The 21,001-nt window shown below is 69.6% G+C and carries 20 protein-coding genes; 12 read left to right on the forward strand and 8 right to left on the reverse strand.

Annotated features, from left to right (window positions below):
- Window positions 1-71: 71 nt before the first annotated feature.
- Window positions 72-704 (reverse strand): WhiB family transcriptional regulator, encoded by a 633-nt coding sequence (locus IEX49_RS16705; protein WP_229672103.1) that lies wholly within the window; start codon window positions 702-704, stop codon window positions 72-74.
- Window positions 705-1,044: 340 nt separating this feature from the next.
- Here IEX49_RS16705 and IEX49_RS02615 point away from each other — a divergent pair, with 340 nt between their 5' ends.
- Window positions 1,045-1,896 (forward strand): TIGR03089 family protein, encoded by an 852-nt coding sequence (locus tag IEX49_RS02615; protein WP_188803843.1) that lies wholly within the window; start codon window positions 1,045-1,047, stop codon window positions 1,894-1,896.
- Window positions 1,897-1,900: 4 nt separating this feature from the next.
- On the opposite strand, the gene IEX49_RS02620 is transcribed toward IEX49_RS02615, so the two are convergent.
- Complete coding sequence (locus IEX49_RS02620; RefSeq protein WP_188803845.1) at window positions 1,901-2,539, reverse strand: GtrA family protein; 639 nt, start codon at window positions 2,537-2,539, stop codon at window positions 1,901-1,903.
- Between the two features lie 157 nt (window positions 2,540-2,696).
- Here IEX49_RS02620 and IEX49_RS02625 point away from each other — a divergent pair, with 157 nt between their 5' ends.
- The 4 genes from IEX49_RS02625 to manA all read left to right on the forward strand — a co-directional run bounded on the left by IEX49_RS02625 (window position 2,697) and on the right by manA (window position 7,605).
- Complete coding sequence (locus IEX49_RS02625) at window positions 2,697-3,926, forward strand: 5-(carboxyamino)imidazole ribonucleotide synthase (protein WP_188803847.1); 1,230 nt, start codon at window positions 2,697-2,699, stop codon at window positions 3,924-3,926.
- 80 nt (window positions 3,927-4,006) lie between these two features.
- Window positions 4,007-4,510 carry a 5-(carboxyamino)imidazole ribonucleotide mutase gene (gene purE / locus IEX49_RS02630; RefSeq protein ID WP_373286669.1) on the forward strand — a complete coding sequence of 168 codons (504 nt, stop codon included), beginning with the start codon at window positions 4,007-4,009 and terminating at the stop codon, window positions 4,508-4,510.
- Window positions 4,510-6,144 (forward strand): LCP family protein, encoded by a 1,635-nt coding sequence (locus IEX49_RS02635; RefSeq protein ID WP_188804244.1) that lies wholly within the window; start codon window positions 4,510-4,512, stop codon window positions 6,142-6,144. Before purE ends, IEX49_RS02635 begins: the two co-directional genes overlap by 1 nt.
- A 117-nt stretch (window positions 6,145-6,261) precedes the next feature.
- Window positions 6,262-7,605, forward strand: a complete 1,344-nt coding sequence (gene manA / locus IEX49_RS02640) for a mannose-6-phosphate isomerase, class I (RefSeq protein WP_188803851.1) — start codon at window positions 6,262-6,264, stop codon at window positions 7,603-7,605.
- Between the two features lie 98 nt (window positions 7,606-7,703).
- On the opposite strand, the gene glpX is transcribed toward manA, so the two are convergent.
- Window positions 7,704-8,669: a class II fructose-bisphosphatase gene (gene glpX, locus IEX49_RS02645; protein WP_229672164.1), complete on the reverse strand. Its 966-nt coding sequence runs from the start codon at window positions 8,667-8,669 to the stop codon at window positions 7,704-7,706.
- A 212-nt stretch (window positions 8,670-8,881) separates the two neighbouring features.
- Here glpX and IEX49_RS02650 point away from each other — a divergent pair, with 212 nt between their 5' ends.
- Window positions 8,882-9,508: a DUF4245 domain-containing protein gene (locus IEX49_RS02650; RefSeq protein WP_188803853.1), complete on the forward strand. Its 627-nt coding sequence runs from the start codon at window positions 8,882-8,884 to the stop codon at window positions 9,506-9,508.
- Window positions 9,509-9,538: 30 nt separating this feature from the next.
- The gene (locus IEX49_RS02655) at window positions 9,539-10,210 is read left to right on the forward strand and encodes a carbonic anhydrase (protein ID WP_188803855.1); all 672 of its coding nucleotides are present in this window, start codon (window positions 9,539-9,541) and stop codon (window positions 10,208-10,210) included.
- A 58-nt stretch (window positions 10,211-10,268) separates the two neighbouring features.
- On the opposite strand, the gene IEX49_RS02660 is transcribed toward IEX49_RS02655, so the two are convergent.
- Together IEX49_RS02660 and IEX49_RS02665 are read right to left on the reverse strand one after the other, a co-directional pair.
- Window positions 10,269-10,955 (reverse strand): response regulator transcription factor, encoded by a 687-nt coding sequence (locus tag IEX49_RS02660; RefSeq protein WP_229672104.1) that lies wholly within the window; start codon window positions 10,953-10,955, stop codon window positions 10,269-10,271.
- A 5-nt stretch (window positions 10,956-10,960) separates the two neighbouring features.
- A complete protein-coding gene (locus tag IEX49_RS02665) occupies window positions 10,961-12,367 on the reverse strand; it encodes a sensor histidine kinase (RefSeq protein ID WP_188803857.1) in 1,407 nt (468 codons plus the stop codon).
- Between the two features lie 166 nt (window positions 12,368-12,533).
- Between IEX49_RS02665 and IEX49_RS02670 the strand changes: the two genes are divergently transcribed.
- The 3 genes from IEX49_RS02670 to IEX49_RS02680 are packed head-to-tail and all read left to right on the forward strand — an operon-like array spanning window position 12,534 to window position 15,875.
- The gene (locus IEX49_RS02670; protein ID WP_188803859.1) at window positions 12,534-13,700 is read left to right on the forward strand and encodes an ABC transporter permease; all 1,167 of its coding nucleotides are present in this window, start codon (window positions 12,534-12,536) and stop codon (window positions 13,698-13,700) included.
- Between the two features lie 46 nt (window positions 13,701-13,746).
- Complete coding sequence (locus IEX49_RS02675; protein WP_188803860.1) at window positions 13,747-14,427, forward strand: ABC transporter ATP-binding protein; 681 nt, start codon at window positions 13,747-13,749, stop codon at window positions 14,425-14,427.
- Between the two features lie 11 nt (window positions 14,428-14,438).
- The gene (locus IEX49_RS02680) at window positions 14,439-15,875 is read left to right on the forward strand and encodes a class II fumarate hydratase (RefSeq protein WP_188803862.1); all 1,437 of its coding nucleotides are present in this window, start codon (window positions 14,439-14,441) and stop codon (window positions 15,873-15,875) included.
- Window positions 15,876-16,039: 164 nt separating this feature from the next.
- On the opposite strand, the gene IEX49_RS02685 is transcribed toward IEX49_RS02680, so the two are convergent.
- A complete protein-coding gene (locus IEX49_RS02685) occupies window positions 16,040-16,546 on the reverse strand; it encodes a prepilin peptidase (protein WP_188803864.1) in 507 nt (168 codons plus the stop codon).
- A 58-nt stretch (window positions 16,547-16,604) separates the two neighbouring features.
- Between IEX49_RS02685 and IEX49_RS02690 the strand changes: the two genes are divergently transcribed.
- Window positions 16,605-17,252, forward strand: coding sequence for a rhomboid family intramembrane serine protease (locus tag IEX49_RS02690; protein WP_188803866.1), 648 nt, complete (start codon window positions 16,605-16,607; stop codon window positions 17,250-17,252).
- Window positions 17,253-17,623: 371 nt separating this feature from the next.
- Here the strand turns inward: IEX49_RS02690 and phoH2 are convergent, their stop codons facing one another.
- Both phoH2 and IEX49_RS02700 read right to left on the reverse strand, forming a co-directional pair.
- Window positions 17,624-18,922, reverse strand: coding sequence for an RNA 5'-3' helicase PhoH2 (phoH2, locus tag IEX49_RS02695; protein ID WP_229672166.1), 1,299 nt, complete (start codon window positions 18,920-18,922; stop codon window positions 17,624-17,626).
- A 362-nt stretch (window positions 18,923-19,284) separates the two neighbouring features.
- On the reverse strand, window positions 19,285-20,058 hold the full coding sequence (locus tag IEX49_RS02700; protein WP_188803868.1) for an isoprenyl transferase: 774 nt from the start codon (window positions 20,056-20,058) through the stop codon (window positions 19,285-19,287).
- Window positions 20,059-20,251: 193 nt separating this feature from the next.
- Here IEX49_RS02700 and trhA point away from each other — a divergent pair, with 193 nt between their 5' ends.
- Window positions 20,252-20,998 carry a PAQR family membrane homeostasis protein TrhA gene (gene trhA, locus IEX49_RS02705; protein ID WP_188803869.1) on the forward strand — a complete coding sequence of 249 codons (747 nt, stop codon included), beginning with the start codon at window positions 20,252-20,254 and terminating at the stop codon, window positions 20,996-20,998.
- Window positions 20,999-21,001: the final 3 nt, after the last annotated feature.

The following is a 21,001-nucleotide window of genomic DNA, read 5'->3' on the forward strand; positions in this document are numbered from 1 at the left end:
GACGGCGGTGACGTGCTGGGCCGTGGGATCGCCGGTGACGGCGGACGCAGGCAGGGTGGCCGGAGCTGAAATCAGACTGACCGTTTCCGCAGGCGGCGCCGCTCACGCTCGGACAGGCCGCCCCAGATGCCGAAACGCTCGTCGTTGCCGAGGGCGTACTCGAGGCATTCACTGCGAACGGTGCAGGCGGAGCAGACCTTCTTGGCGTCGCGGGTGGACCCGCCCTTCTCGGGGAAGAAGGCCTCGGGGTCCGTCTGCGCGCACAGGGCGTCGACCTGCCAGGCGAGCTCCCCGTCCACGTCGAGGGGATCGGCCAAGCCGGGCAGTCCCAGCCACACGGAAGGCTGGGCGCTGGTGGTGGAGCCCGTGCCGGGCGCCTGGCCGGGGGTCTCCAACGGGGCAGCCGTGCCGGGGTGCAGGGCAGTGACGGTGGCGGTGACGTCGGTGCCGGAAGCGGCCGGGGAATCGGCTTCGGCGTCGTCTACGTCGTGATCCGCCAGGAAGGCGGTGGCCTGGTCCTCGAGTGATCCCAGGGAGGTGCCGGTCTCGAGGCGGCGGGCTGCGTCCGGGTCGGCCGGGTCGAGGAACCAGTCGGCGGGTACGCTACGGCCCGGGTAGGGGCCGTCGGTCAAGGGTCGGCCGGACAGTCCGGTCCGGTTGGCTTCGGACTCGTGGATCTCGTCGAGGCGCTGGGCGTTCTCCATGTGATTCCTCCCCGTTCTCACGCTGGTCATCCCGTCACCGGAGGTTCCGGTGTCTGCGGATCGGGCAGGGCTCCTGACACGCCTTCCGACCACGTCCCCCGCGGCGCCGGGCGCGCCCGGACCGATTCCGTCTGTACCGACGGCAGCGGGGAACCAGTGGTGGGCGGTGGGAAGCGCCGTGGTCACCATGACCGTTCCAGGGTGAATTACACCGGTGTAACTCTGCTTTAGTCAAGCGGAGGCGGCACAATGTGAGGAGGGGAACGGCCCCTGGCCTACCGACACGCCGCCGCACCGACGCGCGGATGTGGGCGTGTTGCCCCACGGCGAAAGGACATCCATGGTCAAGCTCGGAACGAATCTACCCGGTGGAGCGGCAGGAGGCGGAAACGATCCGTCCGGCCGACGTCTGACCTGGTTCGAGGCCATCGCTGCCTCACCCCGGCCGGCCGTGGTGGATCACGCGGCCGACGGCGACCGCGTCGAGCTCTCCGGCCGGGTCCTGGCCAACTGGGCTGCCAAGACCGCCAACCTGTTGGACATCGAGGGCCACGGGCCTGGTTCCACGGTCCTGATGGACCTGCCCCTGGGATGGAAATCGCTGGCCCTGCTGCTGGGGGCCGCACGTGCCGGCGTGGAGGTGCGGTTCGCCTCCGTCTCCTCATCCGCCCCGGGCGGGGCCGGTTCGGTGGACCTGGTGGTGTCCGGGACGCCCGGGGCCTGGTCAGAACATCCCGCCGATCTCTGGTCGGTGTCCCAGGGGACCCTGAGGTCATCAGGGGCGTCTGAGGTCTCTGAGACCTCGGAGCCGTTGGAGGCGTTGCCGTCACCGGACGCGCAGGTGCCGTCCCACGCCCTGGACTATGCCGCCGAGGTGCAGATGCAGGCGGACCAGTGCCACCTCCCCCTGCCGGGGACCAGCCTGCCGTCGCTCGTCGAAGCCTGGGAGGATCTGGCTGCCACAGGCCCCGAGTACGACGCCGGCGCACCCCTGTCCCGGTGGTCTCACCGCGAGCGGGGGCTGGTGGTGGCGGCCGCGGGCGGGCGGCTGGACCGCGGGACCGCGCGCGCCGTCGTCGGGACCTGGGACCGGGGGCACCCGGTGGTGCTGGTGCCGGAACGGGACACGGACCTCGGCGGGGCCTCGGCCCGGCTCGTGGAGGCCGAGCGGCTGGGCAGCGCCTCCCGGTGAGTGGTTACCGAGGCTCGGCGGGCGTGCGGGCTGACGGCGCGGACGGGCCCTGCAGCGCAGTGCGGGCCGGTGGCGCCACCGGGCCGGGAGCCGGCGAGGTGGAGCCCCTGCGGTGCCGGCGCGGGGTGTCGGCGGTGCGAATGACCGGCAGTTCGCCGGTGAGCCGTTCGCGGTCGTCCTTGAACTTGGGGTCCGCGTCCAGTTCCTCGGTGAACACCCAGAACCGGTAGGCGAAGAAGCGGAAGATGGTGCCCAGGACCAGCCCGACCACGCTTCCGGCGATGAAGATGCCGGCGGTCGAGGTGACGCCCAGCCAGTACTGCGCCACGAACACGCAACCGGCCTGGATGCCCATGCCGATGACGTTCATCACCGCGAACAACACGAACTCGCGCATGAGGTTGTTCTGCCGGCGGTGGCGGAAGGTCCAGAGGCGGTTGGCCACATAGGAGAAGATCGTGGCGACCACGCTGGCCACGATCTTGGACTTGACGTTACTGCCCTCCATCGGGCCGTGCATGAGCCACAGGAAGATCGCCGAGTCCACCACGAAGGCTGCCGCCCCGACCGCCCCGAACTTGGCGACCTCGCGCCAGAGCATGGCGACCAGGGCCACGAGACGTTGCCACAGGTTGCTGAACATGGGGGTGGGTGGACTCCTTGTTGCGTGCAGAAGACGGGCCGAGAACCGGAAAATGTCTAAGCATACCTTAGACCGGGTTCCTCCCCGTTTCCTGACAACTGGAGGCCGCCGGGCGGTTCTGCCGGGCTGGGACTGATCCGCTGGTTACCCTAGGTCCGTGAGTTTTCCTGTGATCGGAGTAGTGGGCGGCGGCCAATTGGCGCGCATGATGGCCCCGGCAGCAACGGCCCTGGGCGTGCGGCTGAGAGTCCTGGCCGAGGGCCCGGACGTCTCGGCCACCACGGCGGCCCCCTCCACGGTGGGAGACTACCGGGACCTCGAGGCGCTGAAGGCCTTCGTGGCCGGGGTGGACGTGGTGACGTTCGACCATGAGCACGTGCCTCCGGAGCACCTGCGGGCGCTGAAGGAGGCCGGCGTGAACCTGCAGCCCGGACCGGATGCCCTGCAGTACGCCCAGGACAAGCTGCTCATGCGCCAGGCCTGTGACCGCCTCGGACTGCCGAACCCGGCGTGGGCCGCCGTGACCTCCGTCGCTGACCTGCTCGACTTCGGCGACCGGACCGGTTGGCCCGTGGTCCTCAAGACCCCGCGCGGCGGCTACGACGGCAAGGGCGTGCGGGTCCTGCGCTCGCCCGAGGCCGCCGAATCCTGCGGCGACTGGTTCGAGTTGGGATTCGAGGCGCTGCTGGTTGAGGAGATGGTGGACTTCTCCCGGGAGCTCTCCTCTCAGGTGGCCCGCAATCCCTCGGGGGCGACCGCCTCCTACCCGGTGGCCGAATCTGTCCAGACGGACGGGGTGTGTGACGTGGTCACCGCCCCGGCGCCCGGCCTGGACCCCGGGACGGCGCGCGCGGCCGAGGAGGCCGCCGTGGCCCTGGCCGAGGGACTCGGCGTGACCGGCATGCTCGCCGTGGAACTGTTCGAGACCCCCGGCGTCGGCCCCGGCTTCATGGTCAACGAACTGGCCATGCGCCCTCACAACTCGGGCCACTGGTCCATGGACGGCGCCGTCACCGGCCAGTTCGAGCAGCACGTCCGCGCGGTGCTCGACCTGCCACTGGGTTCCACGGCCCCCCTCGGTGCCTACACCGTGATGAAGAACTACCTCGGCGGAGCCAACGAGGACCTCTACGCGGCCTTCCCCACGGCCATGACGGCCTTCCCCGAGGCCAAGATCCATGCCTACGGCAAGTCCGTGCGCCCCGGCCGCAAGATCGGGCACGTCAACGTCACCGCGGCCACCCCCGAGGACCTGGCCTCCGCCCGCGCGGCCGCCGAGGGAGCCGCCGCGATCATCAGCGAGGGACTGCACGCCGGTCCCGACTCCGGTCCAGGTACCGACACACAGACCGGATCGCAGGACGCCGACCAGCAGGAGCAGTCATGACCCCCAGCGAAGCACCCGCGACCACTGGCTCCGCGACCACTGACCAGGCCGGCGCGGCCCCCGCCCGGGTGGCCGTGATCATGGGCTCCGACTCGGACTGGCCCGTGATGGAGGCCGCCGCAGCGGCCCTGGAGGAATTCGGGATTCCCTACGAGGCCGGGGTCGTGTCCGCCCACCGCATGCCGCACGAGATGGTGGCCTTCGGCACCGAGGCGCACGAACGCGGGATCCGGGTGATCATCGCCGGCGCCGGCGGTGCCGCGCACCTGCCGGGCATGATCGCCTCCACCACTCCCCTGCCGGTCATCGGCGTGCCCGTGCCGCTGAAGACCCTCGACGGCATGGACTCCCTGCTGTCCATCGTGCAGATGCCCGCCGGCGTCCCGGTGGCCACCGTGTCCATCGGCGGCGCCCGCAACGCCGGGCTGCTGGCCGTGCGGATCCTCGCCGCGGGAACCGACCCGGAGGCGTCGCAGCTGCGCGAGAAGATGGTCGAGTTCGCCGCCGAGCTGCGGAACACGGCCAGCGCCAAGGGTGAACGGTTGCAGGAGTCGCTGGCCGGACGGCCCGGATTCCGCCCGTGATGGCAGGCCAGGTTCCCCAGAGAGACCCGTCCCTCCTGCACGGCCCCCAGGCCGCGGGCGCAGGAGGGCCTGACCCGGTCCGCGACCCGCAGAGCGCCGCGGCCCCCCAACGCACCAAGCGGGCCTGGATCCTGCTGCTGCTCACCCTCTTCGTCCCCGGCGGCGCCCAGGTGGTCGCCGGGAATCGTGCCCTCGGCCGCGCCGCACTGCGGGTGACCCTGACGGTCTGGCTCCTGGTCGCCGTCGCGCTCGTGCTGCTGGTGGTCAATCGCGACCTGCTGGTCCAGGCCTTCGCCAACACGTGGGTCCAGCTGGCGGCCGTCGTGGTCCTGGCAGCCCTGGCCATCGGGTGGGTGGTGCTCTGGATCGACACCTTCCGGCTGTTGCGGCTCAGGCTGGTGGCCCCCGGGATGAAGCCGCTGCTGGCCTTCTCCACGGTGCTGCTGCTGGTGGCCACGTCCGGCGTGCTCGGCTACGGCTCCTTCGCCGTGAACGCCGGGCGCAACGCCCTGAACGAGATCTTCGCGCCCGGCCCCGCCATCGAGCCGGTGGCCGGCCGCTACAACTTCCTGCTCATGGGTGGCGACGCCGGTGAGGGCCGGATCGGGCTGCGGCCGGACTCCATCCATGTGGCCTCCGTGAACGCCGACACCGGCAGTACGATCCTGTTCTCGATCCCCCGCAACTTCCAGAACGCCCCGTTCTCCGAGGACTCCCCCCTGTGGGGCGCCTACCCGGAGGGCTTCAACTGCGGCGACGAGTGCATCATCAACGCCCTGTACGTGGACGTCATGGAGAACCACCAGGACCTCTATCCCGGTGCCGAGGATCCCGGCGCTGAGGCCATGATGGACGCTGCCGGCGGCATCCTCGGACTGGACATCCAGGCCTACGCGATGGTGGACATGGGCGGGTTCTCCCAGCTCATCGACTCCATGGGCGGAGTCACGGTCACGTCCGGCGGTTGGACGACCTACCGAGGACCCCGCCCGGACGGCGAATGGGGCAACGCGTGGTGGGGCCCGGGAACCTATGACTTCAGCGGCGAAGAGGCCCTGGCCTTCGCCCGCTCCCGCCACTTCTCCACGGACTACTCGCGCATCCGCCGCCAGCAGTGCATCCAGTCCGCCATGCTGGCCCAGTTCAATCCCCAGACCCTGGTGACCCGCTTCCAGGGCATCCTGGATGCCGGCGAGCAGATCGTGGAGACCGATCTGCCGGGGCAGCAGCTGGGCACGTTCGTCTCGCTGGCCGCGAAGGGGCAGTCCCAGGGCATGGGGCGGCTGACCATCGGTCCCCCGGACTTCGAGGGCGAGGACGGCCGGTTCACCACCTACCCGGACTTCGACGAGATCCGCACCCGGGTGGACGCCATGCTCGCCGAGGACGGCACCCCGAACGCCGCCGGCACGTCCGCGGCCCCGCTGCTCTTCGTGGACGCCACCGCCTCCCTGATGGCTTCCGCCTCGCAGGAGGCCGGCACCAGCGACGATCCCGCTGACTGGCCGGCACCGCCGACCCAGCCGGACGGATCCGAGATCACGCACGAGTATCTGCAGCACCTCGAGGACACTGGCCAGACCGGCCTGCTGGAGGACGCCGCATCCACCAACCACCTCTGCGCGGCGGGCTAGTCAACCGCTGGGCGGCCGACAAGGACGCAGGGACCGGTTCCCGGTCGGGTGACTCACGTCCTTGCCGGCAGCGCCCCCTGTGTACGGTTGTCTCGGGCGGGTCGATAGGCTGGGAGCATGTACCTGCTGCACACCCCCATCCGTGACTATGCGTGGGGCTCCGCCACCCTGCTGGCCGAGCTACAGGACCGGACTCCCACCGGCCGGCCGGAGGCGGAGATGTGGATGGGCGCACACCCCAGCGCTCCCGCTGGAGCGGTCCCGGCGAGCGATCCCGGGTCGGCGCCGGTGCCCCTCGATGAGCTGCTGGCCTCTGATCCGGAGGCGTTGCTGGGCGAGGCCGTGCGCTACGGCCGCCTGCCCTTCCTCGTGAAACTGCTGGCCGCGGGGCGCCCGCTGTCGATCCAGGCCCATCCGACCCACGAGCAGGCCCGCACCGGGTTCGCCGCCGAGGAGGCCGCAGGCGTCCCGGACTCGGCGCCCCACCGCAACTACCGGGATGACAACCACAAGCCGGAGATGCTCGTGGCCCTGACCCCATTCGCCGCCCTGTGCGGATTCCGCTCGGCCCGGGATGCCGGCACCTCGTTCTCCCGGCTGGCCCAGGTGCTGGCTGAGAACATGGAGGATCACGACGCCGGCCCGGCCGGTCTCGCCGACGCCGCACCCGCCGCGTTCGACGCGCCAACATCCGAAGCATCCGTGGCCCAGACAGCGGCCGGCTACGCCGACCTCCTCCTGCATGGCGCAGGAGAACCTGACGGCGATGGCGACGATGATGGCGGCGGCCCGGCGCTCGAGCGCGTCTTCGCGGACCTGCTCGACCCCGCCGGGGACTGGTCCTCGGGCTCCTGGGTGACGGCCGTCGTCGCCGCTCTGAAGAAGGCTCCTCGGGCCCTGGACGAGGATCTGAACCTGGCCACGGCGGTGGGGATCGCCGAGCACTATCCGGCCGATCCGGGTGTGCTGGTCTCGATCCTGCTCCACCGCGTGGACCTGGCCCCGGGCCAGGCGATCCACCTGCCGGCCGGCAATGTCCACGCCTACCTGCATGGACTGGGTGTGGAGGTCATGGCCGCCTCGGACAACGTGCTGCGCGGCGGGCTGACACCCAAGCATGTGGACGTCCCCGAGCTGCGCCGGGTCGTCGCCTTCGAGTCCGTGCCAGTGCCGTACTGCGCCCCCCTCTCGGAGGGGGAAGGCCATCTGGTGTTCCGTCCCCCGTTCGAGGAGTTCCAGGTCGACCGGTTGGATCTACCCGCCGCCGACGGCACCACCCTGACCGCCCGAGGGCCGGTCCTGGCGGTGTGCACCGCCGGACGGGTCCGGGTCGAGGCCGGGGCCGAGGCTGCCGTGCTCGCCGCCGGGGAGTCGGTGTTCCTGACGGCGGCCGATGCCGCCGCGATCGTTCACGGCGCCGGCGAGGATCCGGCCACCCTCTTCTCGGTCACCCTCCCCTGACAACTTCGAACTGGCGGTCGAACTCGCCCCATTCCGGCGGGTTACCCGTCAGTAGATGGTGCGATCTCGACCGCCAGTTGCGAAGGTGTGGTGGCAGCTCAGCGCACCGGCAGGGCGTCCGGACCGATCCAGGGCTCCCACTTGCGGGCCTGGTGCTCGGCCTCGATGACGCGCACGGTGCCGGACTTGGAGCGCATGACCATGGACTGCGTGGTCACGCGGTCGTTGTAGTAGCGCACGCCGCGCAGCAGGTCACCGTCGGTGATGCCGGTGGCGGCGAAGTAGGCGTTGTCAGTCTTGACCAGGTCGTCGGTGGTGAGGACCGCGTCCAGGTCATGGCCGGCGTCGATGGCCCGCTGGCGTTCGGCGTCGTCGATCGGGGCCAGACGGCCCTGGATCACACCGCCGATCGCCTTGATGGCGCAGGCGGTGATGATGCCCTCGGGCGTGCCACCGATCCCGAGCAGCATGTCCACATCGGTGTCATGGCGGGCTGCGGCGATGCCCCCGGCCACGTCACCGTCCATGATGAACTTCACGCGGGCACCGGCGGCGCGGATCTCGGCGACCAGTTTCTCGTGGCGCGGACGGTCCAGCACGCAGACGTTCAGCTGGCTGATGGGCTTGCCCAGGGCCTTGGCGACCAGGTGGATGTTCTGCTTGATGGGCAGGCGGAGATCGACGAAGTCAGCTGCCTCCGGTCCCACGACGAGCTTGTCCATGTAGAACACCGCCGAGGGGTCGAACATGGCACCGCGCTCGGCGACGGCGAACACGGACAGTGCGTTGGGGTAGCCCATGGCGGTCAGGCGGGTGCCGTCGATCGGATCCACGGCGACGTCCACCTCGGGGCCGGTGCCGTCTCCGACGTTTTCGCCGTTGTAGAGCATGGGCGCCTCGTCCTTCTCGCCCTCGCCGATGACCACCACACCGTTCATCGCCACGGTGTCCATGAAGGCGCGCATCGCGTCCACGGCGGCGCCATCGGCAGTGTTCTTGTCCCCGTAGCCCACCCAGTGACCTGCGGCGATGGCGGCGGCCTCGGTCACCCGGACCAGCTCCATGGCCAGGTTGCGGTCCGGCTTGGTCCCGGACACGGCCAGGCTCGGGCTGAGGATGCTGCGATCAGTGTGATGCGGCTCCGCGGTGCGCGACTGTGCCTTGTCGGTCCGAACGCCATTGTTCTCGGGCTGGTCAGTGGTCACCGAAATACTCCGTCTGTGGGGGAACGTCTCGGAATCCATCCTAGTGTCCCGGCTGGTGGCAGAATGGACCGGTGACTTCCCCTCAGCCCGAGGCCGATCCGGCCGCCAGCTCGGCCACCACCCCGGCCCCCAAGCCACGACTGACGCAGAAGCAGGCCAAGCGGGCCGGACAGTCCGCGCAGGCCATGGTCATCTCCGTGCTGGCGACCCTGGCCATCGCCCTGCTGGTGGTGCTGATGAATCCCAGCAGCACCGAGGAGACCTACGAGCGCACCGTGGACGTGACGGCCACCGCCGAACAGGCCTCGGCCACCGCCGGCTTCTCCGCCGTCGCCCCGCGCGTCCCGGCGGACTGGAACGCCAACTTCGCCCGGTGGAACGGCGCGGGCGTGGACCAGGTGGAGTTCTGGGAGGCCGGGTACGTCACCGCCGGGGACGACTTCGCCGGGTTCAAGCAGACCGTCCAGGCCAATCCCACGTGGCTGTCCCAGCAGATGGACAACGCGCCCCAGACCGGGACGCGCTCCGTGGACGGGACCACGTGGGACTTGTACGAGCCGGCCGACGGTGATCGGCATATGGTGACAGAACTGGACGGGACCACCCTCCTCATCAGTGGCTCCGGTGACCTGGCCGCGCTGGACACCCTGGCGGCCGCCATCCAGGACTCCATCCACGATTCCGCCGAGGACCACTGACAGCAGTTCAACCACTAGGAAGCAGAGCCGATGACCGACAGTGCCGACTTGAAGACCGCCACCTCTCCGTCCGCCGCCCCCCTGACGCCCTCTGCCGTGTGGGACTTGCTGCGAGCCGGCAACGAACGCTTCGTGGCTGATACCTCCAACCACCCCAACCAGGACGCCGCGCGCCGCGCCTCCCTGACACACGAGCAGCATCCGGTGGCCGTGATCTTCGGTTGCTCGGATTCCCGGCTCGCGGCAGAGATCATCTTCGACGTGGGGTTGGGCGACGTCTTCGTGGTCCGCACGGCCGGTCAGGTGATCGACGACGCCGTCCTCGGTTCCCTCGAGTACTCCGTGGATGTCCTCGACATCCCGCTGATCGTCGTCCTCGGCCATGACAGCTGCGGTGCGGTGACCGCCGCCGTGGACTCCTACGTCTCCGGGGAGATGCCTCCCGGATTCATCCGCTCCCTCGTGGAACGCATCATCCCCTCCGTGATCTCCGCCCGGCGTGCCGGGGTCAAGGACGTCAACGGCACGGTGGCGGAGAACGTGCGTCAGATCAGCTCCCGCCTGATGGAGTCCTCGATGTCCGTGTCCAAGGCCGTCAACGAGGGCCGCACGGCCATCATCGGCGTGACCTACTCCCTGGACAACGGCACCGCCAAGCCGGTCAAGATCATCGGGGACCTGGATCCGGACGAGGTCGGCTGACCGAGCCCTGGAACGAGACCGGCCGCGGCCGGAACAGCGTCCGGCAGAGCCTGGCGAATCAACCGCGGATGAGGCGCCGGGCCCGGGCCGCCGTGACCGCCTCGGTGCGATTGCCCACCCCGAGCTTGCCGAAGATGTGGTTCAGGTGGGTCTTGACGGTGGCCTGGGAGATGAACAGCCCCGCCGCGATCTGCTGGTTGGTCCGGCCGAGCGCCAGCTGTTCGAGGATGTCGATCTCCCGCGGGCTCAGTGCCGGCTCCTGCCCGCCCCCGCTGCCCAGGGCACGACGGGCCAGGTCCGCGGGGAGGATCCAGGTCCCCGCGGCGGCCTTCACCACGGCGTCGCGCAGTTGATCGGGAGAGGCATCCTTCAGGAGGTAGCCCAGCGCCCCGGCGGCCAGCGCGGCCTGGACATCGGAGACCGCGCCGTAGGTGGAGACGATCAGCACGGGAAGCTTCGGATGGCTGCGTCCCAGGCTCTCGGTGGCCTCGATCCCGGTGGACCCCTCTCCCAGCTCGATGTCCATCACCACCACATCCGGACCGTCGTCGTGGGAGTTCAACCGGTCCACGGCGGCCAGCGCCTCTGCGGCCGTGGACGCCTCCGCCATCACCTTCAGGTGGTCCGCCGATTCCAGCACGGCGCGCAATCCGGCCCTCACCACCGGGTGGTCGTCCACGAGCAGGATGCGGATCGGTTCGTCCCGCTGCCTTCCGTGGCCTGTCATGCCCGTCTTGCCCGTCATGCCTGTCACGCCCTTCCGCCCCACCGCGGCACACTGAGGGCCACCACCGTTCCGGTGGCCCCGCCCCCGCTGCGGGGCTCGAAGGCGTCTTCGACCGTCAAGGTGCCCGCGGCCGTGTTCGCTCGCTGCCGCATGGTGGTGATCCCGAAGCCCTCGGGCCGATCGCCGCGACCCGCGCCGTCGTCGAACACGTCCAGGGTCACCTCGTCCCGGTGCACCGCGAAGGTGACCACGCAGCGACTCGCCCGCGCATGCTGCAGCACATTGGCCAGCGCGGACTGGGTCACCCGCAGCACGGCGGTCGCCGCCTCGGCACCCATGGGCGGATCGCCGGCCTCGCCGACCTCGCCGACCTCGCCGCCCCGGCCGGCGTCGGGCCCATGGAACTCGACCGCAAGATCCGAGCCGGCCGAACGCGCCGTGTCCTGGGTGGTCCGGCAGGCGGCCACCAGTTCGGCGGTCAGGCCCGCGCCGGGGCCGCGTTGCTCCACGAGGGCACGGGCCTGGGCCAGGTTGTCCACGGCGGAGCGTTCGATCTGCTGTAGTTGCCCGGCCAGGGGTTCGGCGGGATGCTGCTCCTGGGCGGCGCGGGACAGCAGCACCACGGAGGCCAGGCCCTGCGCCAGGGTGTCATGCAGGTCTTGCGCCCACCGTTCCCGTTCCCGCAGGGCCCCGGCATGGCGTTCGGAACGGGCCAGGTGGTCGCGGGTGGCCTGCAGCTCGGCCGCGATGCGCCGCTGAGTGCGGGCCTCGGCATAGAACAGCGAGTAGGCCGCGGACATGGCCACCGCCACCACGGCCCCGATGACGGGCCCCACCACCGCCCCGATGCCGAGCCTGCCCTCATGCCACCAGAACCCCAGGATCACCGTCACCGTCAGCAGGACCACCAAGGCGATCGCCATCGGTACGGACCTGGGCCCCACCACGTGCAGGTGCAGGAAGAACAGCGGGAACGCGAGCCAGGCGAAGTCCACGTGCACCGCCATCAGGCCCAGCCAGGTGAGGGTGACGGCGGTCAGCCAGGCCAGCTGGGCCCGCACGACGATCTGTCCCTCCGCCCGCAGTGCAGACTGTCCCCCGGCCTGCGCGCCGGCGCGTCCCCCGGCCGGATCACTGCGGTCTCCCAGAGGGCTGCGGTCACTGCGCCGCTTCTCCACCACGGTCCCGGCGAGGTAGATGAGCGCGAACACCGCGGCGAGGGAGACGATCTGCCACACCAGGTCGTGCTCACCCGCACGGACCGAGGGAATCAGTGAGCGGACCAGGCCGATGACCAGCAGTCCCGCCACGGTGACGTGCAGGATGACTCGCATGGCTCCGAGCAGGGCCGGGATGCGGGTCTCCTCCGAGGAGCCCGACAGGGGCCGGACACGTGTCCTGGCCGGTGGTGTCATGCGCTCGGAACCCATGGGTGCAGGGTAGCCCGGTCCCGGCGGCGGCGGATGCCCCCGAATCAACCGAAGGGTTGACCCATCGGTGGCCGGGTGGTCGATGTGCGCTGCGGCCCGGGACGGAAGGCTGGATATCAGCCACACCGGCCATCCATCCACCGTTCCACACCAAGGAGCCCCCGCCGTGTCCTCTCCAACGTTCCTGTCCCTGAGGGACGTCCGCTTCTCCGCCGGCCGCTTCACCCTGATGGGTGCCGTGGTGGGCCTGATCAGCCTGTTGCTGGTCTTCCTCACCGCGCTGACCAACGGGCTGGCCCACCAGAACATCTCCGCCGTCTCGGCGTGGGATGACGCCGCCACCGATTCCACCGAGGTCACGGTGGTCTTCGGTGCTGCCCATGCCTCGGACAAGGACGATGTGGAGACGGACTTCACGGCCTCCTCCGTCACCACCGGTCAACTCGAGGGCTGGCGCCAGGACGCCCAGGTCGAGTGGGCCGAGCCGGTGGGCGTGGGCCAGGCCCGTGCCGATTCCGGCAGTGCCGTGACCGCCGTGACCCTGATGGGGCTGGAGCCCGGCTCCCGTCTGGTCCCGGGGTCCTCGGGCGCCGCAACCGGCACCGCCAGCCCGAACAGCACCGGCAACACCAGCGGTTCGCTGGAGGACGGCGCCCTCATCAGCAGGACCGCCGCCGAGCAGCTCGGCGTCTCCGCCGGGGACGAGGTGTCCATCAACGGACAGGCCGTGCTGATCGCCCAGACCATCGAGGACAGCTGGTACTCCCACACCCCGGTGCTCTATCTGCCCCTGGAGACGTGGGCGGACCTGACGCATGCCCCCGAGGGGACCGCCTCGGTGCTGGTCGCCGGAACGGAGCCCGACGCCGGCCACCAGCCGGCCGCGGCCGCCGAGACCACCACCGTGGCCACGGACGTGGACGGCGCCCTGGGCGCCCTGCCGGCCTTCTCCTCGGAGAACGGTTCGCTCGTCATGATGCAGGCGTTCCTTTACGGCATCTCCGCCCTGGTGATCGCCGCCTTCATGGCCGTGTTCACCCTCCAGCGCACCCGGGACATCGCCGTGCTCAAGGCGTTGGGCGCCACCACCGGGTGGGTCGTCATGGACGCTCTTACCCAAGCCGGGATCGTGCTGCTGGCCGGGGCCGTTCTCGGCGGCGCCCTGGGCCTGGGCGGGATCTCGCTGGCCTCCGGCGCGGTCCCCGTCCAGGTGGATGCGGCCGCCGTCGCCATCCCGGTGCTGGTCACCGTGGCGCTCGGGATGGTGGCCTCCGTGGCAGCCGTCTGGCGCACGTGCCGGGTGGACCCACTCGTCGCCCTCGGCGGCAGCTGAGCACCGCCCGAGACCCCTACCCAAGCCCACTTCGAAGGAACCTCCCATGCTGCACCTGTCCAACGTCACCCTGACCTACCCCGATGGCGAGAACGGCACCCTCAACGCGCTCGACTCCGTGGACCTCACCGTCCCGGCCGGCCAGATGCTCGCCCTCGTGGGCCCCTCCGGCTCCGGCAAGTCGTCCCTGCTGGCCGTGGCCGGAGCGCTGGTCTCCCCCACCTCCGGCACCGTCCACATCGGCTCGACCGAGATCACCGGGGCCAGCCAGGCCGAGCGTGCCCGGATGCGGCTCAACGAGATCGGCCTGATCTTCCAGCAGCCCCAATTGATGCCCTCGCTGACGGCCGTCGAGCAACTGCAGCTGGTCGGGGTGTTGCGCGGTCACCGGCCCCGTGCGGTCCAGGACGCAGCGCTGGAGTCTCTGGCCGCCGTCGGGATGTCCGCGGCAGCCCGACGGCGGCCCCACCAGCTCTCCGGCGGCCAGCGGCAGCGGGTGAACATCGCCCGGGCGCTCATGGGCGAGCCCTCGGTGCTGTTGGTGGATGAGCCGACCTCGGCCCTGGACCAGCACCGTTCCGCTGAGGTCATGGAGCTGCTCGCCACCCTGACGAGGGACCGGGGCACCGCCACCGTGGTGGTCACCCACGATCTGGAGTTCGTGGAGGTGGCGGACCGGGCGGTCACCCTGCGTGATGGGCGATTGACCGCGCACGCGACCGTCTAAAGTGGGGAACCATGACCGATCTGACTTCTTCGCAGCAATTGTCCGAACAGCAGTTCCGCATCGAGCACGACACCATGGGTGAGGTCAAGGTCCCGGTTGACGCCCTGTACCGCGCCCAGACCCAGCGTGCCGTGGAGAACTTCCCGATCTCCGGCAAGACCCTGGAGCCGGCTCACGTCCACGCCTTGGCCCAGGTCAAGAAGGCCGCAGCCCAGGCCAATGCCGAGCTCGGCGTGATCGACGAGGAGCGCCGCGATGCGATCGTCGCCGCCGCGGACGAGGTCATCTCCGGCCAGCATGACGACCAGTACCCGATCGACGTGTTCCAGACCGGTTCCGGCACCTCCTCGAACATGAATACCAACGAGGTCCTCGCCAACCTGGCCACCCAGGCCCTGAAGGCCGCCGGCTCGGACGCCGAGGTCCACCCGAACGACCATGTCAACGCCTCGCAGTCCTCCAACGACGTCTTCCCGACCTCCGTGCACGTCGCCGTGACCGGCGCTCTGATCAACGATCTGAAGCCGGCTCTGGACCACCTCGCCGTGTCCCTGGAGAAGAAGGCCAAGGCCTTCGAGAACGTCGTCAAGTCCGGCCGCACCCACCTCATGGACGCCACCCCGGTGACCCTGGGCCAGGAGTTCGGCGGCTACGCCGCACAGGTCCGCTACGGCATCGAGCGCATCGACGCGTCCCTGCCGCGCGTGGCCGAGGTCCCCCTGGGCGGCACCGCCGTGGGCACGGGCATCAACACCCCGAAGGGCTTCTCCGCCCGCGTCATCGAGCTGCTCGCCGAGGAGACCGGGCTGCCGCTGACCGAAGCCCGCAACCACTTCGAGGCCCAGGCCAACCGCGACGGTCTCGTGGAGGCCTCCGGCCAGCTGCGCAACATCGCCTACTCGTTCATGAAGATCAACAACGACCTGCGCTGGATGGGCTCCGGCCCGAACACCGGACTCGGCGAGATCGCCATCCCGGACCTGCAGCCGGGCTCCTCGATCATGCCGGGCAAGGTCAACCCCGTGATCTGCGAGGCCGCCATCATGGTCTCCGCCCAGGTGATCGGCAACGACACCACCATCTCGCTGTCCTCCACCAACGGCGCCTTCGAGCTGAACGTGGGCATCCCGGTGATGGCCGCGAACCTGCTCGAGTCCATCCGTCTGCTGGCCAACACCGCGCGCGTCATGGCGGACAAGATGATCGACGGCATCGAGGCCAACGTGGAGCGCTGCTCGTTCCTCGCCGGTGCCTCCCCCTCGATCGTCACCCCGCTGAACAAGGTCATCGGCTACGAGGCGGCCGCCAAGATCGCCAAGCACTCCGTGGTCCAGAAGATGACCGTCCGCGAGGCCGTCGTCGACCTCGGTTACGTGGAGCGCGGCGAGGTCACCGAGGAGCAGCTGGACGCGGCCCTGGACACCATGTCCATGACCCACCCCGCCTGACCCTGGACCAGAAGGCTCCGGTCCCTGCACCCGGGGCACCCTGGCCTCCGCCGCCGGCGTCCTGACGCCGGACCGGCCTGGTGACGCAGCCCATTGTGGGGGCAAGGACGACGAGTCGTCTTTGCCCCCACAGTGCGTTGAGGACGGGTGTTGAGACCAAGCGGTCAGAAGAGCAGGGCAGCCGCCGTGCCCAGCAGCATCGCCGGCCCGAAGGGCAGGTGCGTGGAGCCCGTGGCCCGCCGGGTCAGCACCAGGGCCAGGGCCACCACTCCCCCGGCCACGAAGCCCAGGACGATGGCCCCGAAGAGATGGTCCCAGCCGAGCCACCCGGCATACAGACCCAGACCGCCGGCCAGCTTGACGTCCCCCAGGCCCATGCCGGTCCGGCTGATCAGGTGCAGGAGCAGGATCAGCCCGAGGTATGCCACGCCTCCGCCGAGCATGGACCAGAAACGCGACCAGCCGGCGTCGTTCACGAGACAGGCCAACCCGAGCGTGACGGCGCCCCCGGCGGCCAAGGCCCCGGTCCACCGATTGGGCAGGCGATGTTCGCGCAGATCGGTGACGGTCAGGATGACCGCGCACACGCTGAAGACGGCCAGGGACGCCAGGACGGCTGCCAGCAGCAGCCAGTTCCCGTCATGGGCCGCCTCGGCCAGGATCGTCGGCATCCTCCCAGACTAGAACGGCATACGCCCACCGTGGCGTTCGGCTCACTAGGCTGTGGACATGTCCGAACCCGTGAAGCGCCCCTCGTCACGCCGCCAGGTCATCGACCAGCTGCGGTCCTATCCCGTGTGGATCCAGCGTGCCCTGCCCGTGCTCGGGCTCGTGGTGGTCATGTGGGCACTGGAGATCGTCGACCTGTTCCTCGGCGGCTGGCTCAACCAGTTCGGAATCCAGCCCCTCGACCCTGCGGGACTGCCCGGCATCCTGTTCGCACCGCTGCTGCACTCTGGCTTCGGCCACCTGCTCTCCAACACGCTGCCGTTCCTGGTGATGGGGGCCATGATCGCCTGGCTGACCCGCAAGTGGTGGTTGCTTACGGCCGGCATCTGGCTCCTGGGTGGTTTCGGCACGTGGCTGATCGGCGGCCTGGGGACCAACCACATCGGCGCCTCCGTCATCGTCTACGGCTATGCGGCCTTCCTGGTGACCTACGGGGTCCTGTCCCGGCGGTTCACAGCGATTGCGGCCGCCGTCGTGGTGGTGCTGCTCTACGGAGGGATCGTCTGGGGCTTCCTGCCGATCAACCCGCGCGTCTCCTGGCAAGGACATCTCGCCGGTGCTGCTGCCGGTGTGGTGGTGGCGTTCGCCGACACCCGGCAGGCGCGCCGTGACCTGCGCGAGCGCCGCGACGGGGAGCTGATGAGGTAGACAGAGCGCTGGCGAGCGGGAACCCAAGGGGTCAAGGACCTGTCCGATAGTCCCGGTCAAGACTGGCCAGAAGTCGATGGTGTGACTTTAACGAAAGTGGTAGGCAACCAAGCCAAACCTCGGTATGCTGGAACCGCTTCCATCCGTGCGACACCGACTCATCACTCGTGAACCGTTGTGGAAGCGCTATAAACTCCATGGCCTCCATCCCGTTTCAAGGGGCCATGGCTGCGGTGGATCATCCCCGGTCCCCTCATCCCCCCCTCCGCGGGGACCCGGACGGATTCACCCTCAGGGGCCGCTGCATCCGTGCAGCGGCCCCTGTTTCTTTAACTGCCTTCGACTGTCTTTGACTCAGACGTCTCTCAGGCTCAGATACTGGCGTCCTCCAGCAACTCCGTCACGAGCGCGGCGATCGGCGAGCGCTCCGAGCGGTTCAGCGTGACATGTCCGAACAGCGGCTGCCCCTTCAGGGTCTCGACCACGGCGGCGATCCCATCATGACGGCCGACCCGGAGGTTGTCCCGCTGGGCGACGTCATGGGTGAGGATGATTTTGGAGTTCTGCCCCATACGGCTCATCACCGTGAGCAAAACGTTCTTCTCCAGGGACTGGGCCTCGTCGACGATCACCCAGGAATCGTGCAGGGAACGGCCGCGGATGTGGGTCAGCGGCAGGACCTCGAGCATGCCGCGGTCCACCACCTCGTCCAGGACCTCCGTGGAGACCAGCGCGCCGAGGGTGTCATACACGGCCTGGCCCCAGGGGTTCATCTTCTCGTTCTCGGAGCCGGGCAGGTAGCCGAGTTCCTGGCCGCCGACGGCATACAGTGGGCGGAACACCACGACCTTGCGGTGTTCCCGGCGTTCCATCACGGCCTCCAGCCCGGCGCACAGGGCCAGAGCCGATTTGCCGGTGCCGGCCCTTCCACCGAGGGAGACGATCCCGACGGAGGGGTCCAGCAACAGGTCGATGGCCAGCCGCTGCTCGGCCGAACGTCCGTGCAGCCCGAACACGTCCCGATCCCCGCGTACCACCTGGGTCTTGCCGTGCCGGTCCACGCGCCCCAGCGCCGACCCCCGCGGGGAGGTGATTACCAGGCCGGTGTTGACGGGCAAGCCCTCGGTCTCCGCCAGGGCCACCGACTCATGGTCATACAGGGCGCTGATCTCCTGCTCGGTCGCCATGACCTCCGCCGTGCCGGACCAGCCGGAGTCCTTCACGAGTTCATTGCGGTACTCATCGGCCTGCAGGCCCATGGCGGAGGCCTTCACGCGCATCGGCAGGTCCTTGGAGACCACCGTGACGTCCCGGCCCTCGTCCGCAAAGTTCTTGGCGACGGCGAGGATCCGGGAATCGTTGTCCGCGCTCCGGAAACCGTGGGGCAGCACGTCCACGGAGATGTGGTTGAGTTCCACCCGCAGGCAGCCGCCCTCCGTGCCGAGGGGGATCGGCGTGTTCAGGGAGCCATGCTCGATCCGCAGTTCGTCCAGCAGTCGCAGTGCTTTCCGGGCGTAGAACCCCAGGTCCGGATCGTCCCTCTTCTTCTCCAGCTCGGAGATGACCACGATCGGCAGGATGACCTCGTGTTCGGCGAAGCGCAGAACCGCCCGCGGATCGGACAACAGCACGGACGTGTCCAGCAGATAGGACTTCTCACCCACGCTCATCCGCTCGGCAGGCTGCGTGGTGGCCGGGGTGACGGTGGCCGGGGCGGCGATCAGATTCTCCACGGTGGACTCCAGACCGGGGCACACGCCCCGATGATCGAGGGTGGGATGGGACGGTCCGGCCCGGGGCCGGAACGACCCCCGCTGCGTGCTGTCTGGAGTGACGGCATACGGCCTGGCCTTTCCGATCAATCCACGGGATGCGGATGTGGAACCAAGTGGCCCGTTCGCTCCCGCCGGTGACTGATACCACCACCGTAGGCCTCCGGCCGCGGAAATGTCGTCAGGATTCTCGGGTGGCGGATTAACTCTGGATGAATCGGGAGAGACCGTTGCAGAGACCGCCGGGCCGGCGTCGTGCGTCAGGAACCGAAGCGCCGCTGGCGGGAGGCGAAGTCCCGCAGGGCGCGGACGAAGTCCACGCGGCGGAAGTCGGGCCAGAGCGCCTCGCAGAAGTAGAACTCGGAGTAGGCGGACTGCCACATCAGGAACCCGGACAGCCGTTGCTCCCCCGAGGTGCGGATCACGAGGTCCGGATCCGGTTGGCCGCGGGTATAGAGGCGGCCGGAGATCTGTTCGTCGCTGAGTTCTCCGGCCACCTCGGAGGCGGAACGCCCCGCGGCGTCCGCCTCCAGCAGGAGCTCCTTGACGGCATCGACAATTTCCCGGCGCCCTCCATAACCCACGGCCACGTTCACGTGGACGCCCTCGGCATCGGCGGTCCGCGCCTGGAGATCGGCCAGGGTCTCGGCCAGTCCGGCCGGCAGCAGGTCCGGGGCTCCGACGGCCTGGACGCGGACCCGGTGCCCGTTGGCCAGCCCGTCCCCGAGTCGCTTCAGGGTGTTGCCGATGATCCCCACCAGCTGGGACAGCTCCTCCGGGGGGCGGCCCATGTTGTCTGTGGACAGCATGTACAGGGTGACGACCTTGATGCCGAACTCGTCACACCAGCCGAGGAACTCATGGATCTTCTCCGCGCCGGCCTGATGACCGTCCGCCGTCGTCGCCCCGGAGGCCTTGGCCCAGCGGCGATTGCCGTCCAGTACCACCCCGATGTGCCGGGGCAGCTTCTCGCGGTCGAGGCTGGAGGCCAGGCGGCGCTCATAGAAGCTGTAGAGGACGTTCGGGAGGTTCATGGTCGTCCCCTGTCTGGCCGATGGACGTGCCGCGGATCCGAGCGGCACCTGAAACGTCGTGGTGTGGGTGGTTCGTCCGTTCCTACGGTAGCGAACCGCCAGCCCTGCGGCGCACCACCGGCGCTGTCCTCCCGGCGCACCGTCCAGATCTACCCACGGGTAACCCCCAGTTTCCGGGAGTACTCTGGGAGCCATGGTCCACTCCCCCTCGGGCAAACCGTCCGCAGGCCTCGCGGCTGCCGCGCCCCAGCATCACGCCAGAACCGCACGGACGTGGCGGCTGGACCGGATCACGGATCCCGGGCATCCCGAGTTCAAGCCCCGGCTCCGAGGCATGAGCCACGCCGTCATGGCGCCGCTCACCCTGGCCGCCGGGATCGTCCTGGTGGTCCTGGCCCCCACGGCGGGCCTGAAGTGGGCCAGCGCGATCTATGCGCTGACCGGCCTCCTGCTGTTCTCCGTCTCGGCCGTCTACCACCTCGTGCAGTGGTCACCGCAGGTCGCCCTCGTGCTGAAGCGCATCGACCACACGAACATCATGCTGGTCATCGCCGGCACCTACACGCCCCTGGCCCTGGCCCTCCTTCCGGAGGACAAGGCCACGCTCCTGCTGGCCGGCGTCTGGATCGGCGCGCTGGCCGGCGTCGCGTTCCGTGTCTTCTGGACCTCGGCTCCGCGCTGGCTGTACACCCCGGTCTACATCCTGCTGGGACTGGCGGCTCTGCTGTACATCGGCGACTTCTTCGCGGCCCAGGCCGCTGCCGCCGTCCTGGTCTGCGCGGGCGGCGCCTGCTACATCATCGGCGCCGTGTTCTACGCGCTCAAGAAGCCCAACCTCCACCGCGAGTGGTTCGGCTTCCACGAACTGTTCCACGCCTTCACCATCGGCGGCTTCGTCTGTCACTACATCGCGATCGTGCTGGCGGTCCTGGAGGTCTGACGT

This window comes from Citricoccus zhacaiensis (assembly GCF_014645315.1).
Lineage (GTDB): Bacteria > Actinomycetota > Actinomycetes > Actinomycetales > Micrococcaceae > Citricoccus > Citricoccus zhacaiensis.

Excerpts from the sequence above, each read along its gene's own strand:
- manA (WP_188803851.1), top strand. The coding sequence starts at position 6,262 with ATGTACCTGCTGCACACCCCCATCCGTGACTATGCGTGGGGCTCCGCC.
- IEX49_RS02690 (WP_188803866.1), top strand. The coding sequence starts at position 16,605 with ATGTCCGAACCCGTGAAGCGCCCCTCGTCACGCCGCCAGGTCATCGAC.
- IEX49_RS02615 (WP_188803843.1), top strand. The coding sequence starts at position 1,045 with ATGGTCAAGCTCGGAACGAATCTACCCGGTGGAGCGGCAGGAGGCGGA.
- IEX49_RS02660 (WP_229672104.1), bottom strand. The coding sequence starts at position 10,955 with ATGACGGGCAAGACGGGCATGACAGGCCACGGAAGGCAGCGGGACGAA.
- IEX49_RS02620 (WP_188803845.1), bottom strand. The coding sequence starts at position 2,539 with ATGTTCAGCAACCTGTGGCAACGTCTCGTGGCCCTGGTCGCCATGCTC.
- IEX49_RS02665 (WP_188803857.1), bottom strand. The coding sequence starts at position 12,367 with ATGGGTTCCGAGCGCATGACACCACCGGCCAGGACACGTGTCCGGCCC.
- trhA (WP_188803869.1), top strand. The coding sequence starts at position 20,252 with ATGGTCCACTCCCCCTCGGGCAAACCGTCCGCAGGCCTCGCGGCTGCC.
- IEX49_RS02700 (WP_188803868.1), bottom strand. The coding sequence starts at position 20,058 with ATGAACCTCCCGAACGTCCTCTACAGCTTCTATGAGCGCCGCCTGGCC.
- IEX49_RS02680 (WP_188803862.1), top strand. The coding sequence starts at position 14,439 with ATGACCGATCTGACTTCTTCGCAGCAATTGTCCGAACAGCAGTTCCGC.
- IEX49_RS02655 (WP_188803855.1), top strand. The coding sequence starts at position 9,539 with ATGACCGACAGTGCCGACTTGAAGACCGCCACCTCTCCGTCCGCCGCC.
- IEX49_RS02635 (WP_188804244.1), top strand. The coding sequence starts at position 4,510 with ATGGCAGGCCAGGTTCCCCAGAGAGACCCGTCCCTCCTGCACGGCCCC.
- IEX49_RS02685 (WP_188803864.1), bottom strand. The coding sequence starts at position 16,546 with ATGCCGACGATCCTGGCCGAGGCGGCCCATGACGGGAACTGGCTGCTG.
- glpX (WP_229672164.1), bottom strand. The coding sequence starts at position 8,669 with ATGGAGCTGGTCCGGGTGACCGAGGCCGCCGCCATCGCCGCAGGTCAC.
- IEX49_RS16705 (WP_229672103.1), bottom strand. The coding sequence starts at position 704 with ATGGAGAACGCCCAGCGCCTCGACGAGATCCACGAGTCCGAAGCCAAC.
- IEX49_RS02675 (WP_188803860.1), top strand. The coding sequence starts at position 13,747 with ATGCTGCACCTGTCCAACGTCACCCTGACCTACCCCGATGGCGAGAAC.
- purE (WP_373286669.1), top strand. The coding sequence starts at position 4,007 with ATGGGCTCCGACTCGGACTGGCCCGTGATGGAGGCCGCCGCAGCGGCC.
- phoH2 (WP_229672166.1), bottom strand. The coding sequence starts at position 18,922 with ATGAGCGTGGGTGAGAAGTCCTATCTGCTGGACACGTCCGTGCTGTTG.